The sequence below is a fragment of the Pseudonocardia sp. N23 genome (assembly GCF_002583555.1).
In the GTDB taxonomy this organism is placed as follows: domain Bacteria; phylum Actinomycetota; class Actinomycetes; order Mycobacteriales; family Pseudonocardiaceae; genus Pseudonocardia.
Genome location: NZ_BEGX01000039.1, coordinates 1 through 1,474 on the forward strand (window position 1 = coordinate 1; position 1,474 = coordinate 1,474).

General features: G+C 68.3%; 1 protein-coding gene and 1 pseudogene. Both read left to right on the forward strand.

The window, feature by feature from the left end:
• A pseudogene (locus tag TOK_RS12025) lies at window positions 1-270 on the forward strand (benzoyl-CoA-dihydrodiol lyase); the annotation flags it as partial.
• Window positions 271-273: 3 nt separating this feature from the next.
• Window positions 274-1,474 (forward strand): benzoyl-CoA 2,3-epoxidase subunit BoxB (boxB, locus tag TOK_RS12030; protein ID WP_098957935.1); only part of this gene is annotated, 1,201 nt, incomplete at its 3' end.

A 1,474-nucleotide genomic window follows, 5' to 3' on the forward strand; every position in this document is an offset into this window, starting at 1 on the left:
CTGGTCACCGACGCCCCCGACGACATCGACTGGGACGACGAGATCCGGATCATGCTCGAGGAGCGGGCGTCGCTGTCCCCCGACGCGCTCACCGGCATGGAGGCCAACCACCGGTTCGTCGGCCCCGAGACGATGGAGTCACGGATCTTCTCCCGGCTCACCGCATGGCAGAACTGGATCTTCGTACGCCCCAACGCCTCCGGCCCCGAGGGCGCACTGCGCCGCTACGGCACCGGACGCAAGGCCGAGTTCGACAGGAAGCGGGTCTGAGCAGTGTCCATCGATTACTCGGAGAAGATTCCGAACAACGTCGACCTCGCCGGCGACCGCAAGCTCCAGCGGGCACTGGAGTCGTGGCAGCCCAACTTCATCAACTGGTGGAAGACGATGGGCCCGGCCGTCCCGACCCAGGACGTCTACCTGCGCACCGCCGTCGACGTCGGCAAGGAGGGCTGGGCACAGTTCGGCCACGTCGCGATGGAGGAGTACCGCTGGGGCGTGTTCCTCGCCGAGCGCGGCGACGACCGGCGCATCGCCTTCGGCGAGCAGAAGGGCGAGCCCGCCTGGCAGCAGGTCCCCGGCGAGTACCGCGCCGACCTGCAGCGGCTCATCGTCATCCAGGGCGACACCGAGCCCGCCTCGGTCGAGCAGCAACGCCGCCTGGGCGAGACCGCGCCCAGCCTCTACGACCTGCGCAACCTGTTCCAGGTCAACGTCGAGGAGGGCCGCCACCTCTGGGCGATGGTCTACCTGCTCCACGCCTACTTCGGCCGCAACGGCCGCGAGGAGGCCGAGGCGCTGCTGCAGCGCAACTCCGGCGACCTCGACAGCCCCCGGATCCTCGGCGCGTTCAACGAGGAGACCCCGGACTGGCTGTCGTTCTTCATGTTCACCTACTTCACCGACCGCGACGGCAAGTACCAGCTCGGGACATTGAAGGAGTCGGCGTTCGACCCGCTGAGCCGCACGTGCGAGTTCATGCTGAAGGAGGAGGCGCACCACATGTTCGTCGGCACCACCGGTGTCGACCGCGTGGTGGGCCGCACCGCGGAGCTGATGCGCGAGCACGACACCGACGAGATCGCCCCGCACGGCGGCATCCCGCTCGACGTGATCCAGCGCTACATCAACTTCCACTACTCGGTGTCGCTGGACCTGTTCGGCTCCGAGCGCTCGACGAACGCGGCCAACTACTTCACCGCCGGACTCAAGGGCCGCTGGCAGGAGGAGCGTCGCAAGGACGACCACGTCCTGACCGAGGTCGCGTCGGACGTCGACGTCGTCCGCGACGGGGTGCTGACCACCGACGAGGTCCCGGCCCTGCTCGCGCTGAACCACGACCTGCGCAACGAGTACGTCAAGGACTGCCAGTCCGGGCTCAAGCGGTGGAACCGGGTACTGGAGAAGGCGGGCGTCGGCCGCACGCTGACGCTGCCGCACGTCGGGTTCAACCGGCACGTCGGCGTCTTCTCCG